This window comes from Nocardiopsis sp. NPDC055879 (genome assembly GCF_053615935.1).
In genome coordinates, this window is record NZ_JBSHCT010000100.1 from 1 (window position 1) to 1,200 (window position 1,200).

The 1,200-nt window shown below is 67.8% G+C and carries 1 protein-coding gene; it reads right to left on the bottom strand.

What is annotated here, in order from left to right:
• Nucleotides 1-1,200, bottom strand: a 1,200-nt coding sequence (locus tag ACWGKS_RS30020; protein WP_452525109.1) for a DUF6177 family protein, incomplete at both ends; no start/stop codon positions are given.

Sequence of the window (1,200 nt, forward strand, 5' to 3'; positions counted from 1 at the left end):
CGCCAACACCGGATACCAAACCGCCTGCTTGTCACCCTCCCCAAGGAGCACACCCGGAATGGGTCCGGCCTGGGCGGCGCCAGACCCGATACGGAGCAGGTGGTCAGGTCCTATCGCGAGCCCGACCGGAACGGCGGGTCCCGTCCATACCGGTTCGTAGGTGAGGTCGGAGCGACCGGGAAGCCGGCGCACACGTAGCGCCTCCAAAAGCCCCGCCCCTGCCAAGGTCTCCACCAGGGTGGGGAGTTCCTCGAAAGGCACCGTGTTCTCGTTCTCGAACCCGATGACCACCGAAATCCGCTCCAGGACCTGCCTTCCACGCCAAGAGAGACGGAACTGTCCTGAGAACGCGGGTTCTCGCCCCAGTGGTCCGGACAGGTACAGAATCCATGGTCGGGGCCTGCGGCGAAGAGCCGCTTCGATGATCCGCGCACGATCCCAGGCCAAGAGCGCGGGCTCGTGCGGGCCCCAGACCGATGGTTTCGCTCCGGCCAAGTGCTCGGTGATGATCTGCGTGGCCCGACCCAACTCCGGGGTGAAAGGGTCTGGGTGCAGAACGGACACATCCACCACCAGGTGAGTCCCCGATGTTTCGGCGAAGCCGGCGAGGAACCCGGAGACCGGTGCCGCGTCGGGGTGCTTCTCGGTCCAGTTCGGCCCGACCGGTTCCTTGACCGGCCGGAAACCGTAGGTCTCGTCCCAGTGCACGGCCAACCCGGTGAGGCCGTCGAAGTGTCCACCATCGTCGCCCTGAACGACCCAGCGTCCCAAAGGGCCGGCCAGAAAGGTGCGGGCTCCGTAGGTGAGCCGTGTGGTGGCGGGGGTGAGCACCTGCAGCGTTTTGTCCCGTCCGTGTGTGGCCACCGCGTCGCTGAGCCAGGAGGAGAGCGGGACCACGGCCCGGTCCTGGGCGACCAAGAGCGCCCGCTCGGCGGTCCGTTCGGTGGTCGGATGTTCGGGTTCCTCCCACAGGTCGAAGTCGGCGCTGCCCGAAGTCCACACCGCCCCGCCGAGTCGCAGCGCGAGCCTGTCGGAGAATCGGTGCGCGACCTCACGGCCCTGTTCGTCGGGACGGGCACGGGTCTCCACCCACCAGTAGGTCTCAGGAAGACCGGCGACGACGTCCTCGCCGAGCAGGCGGACCACGTCGTCGGGTCGTTCCACCTCTTGACCCGGTTCCAGGGTGGCCAGCAGCCGGCC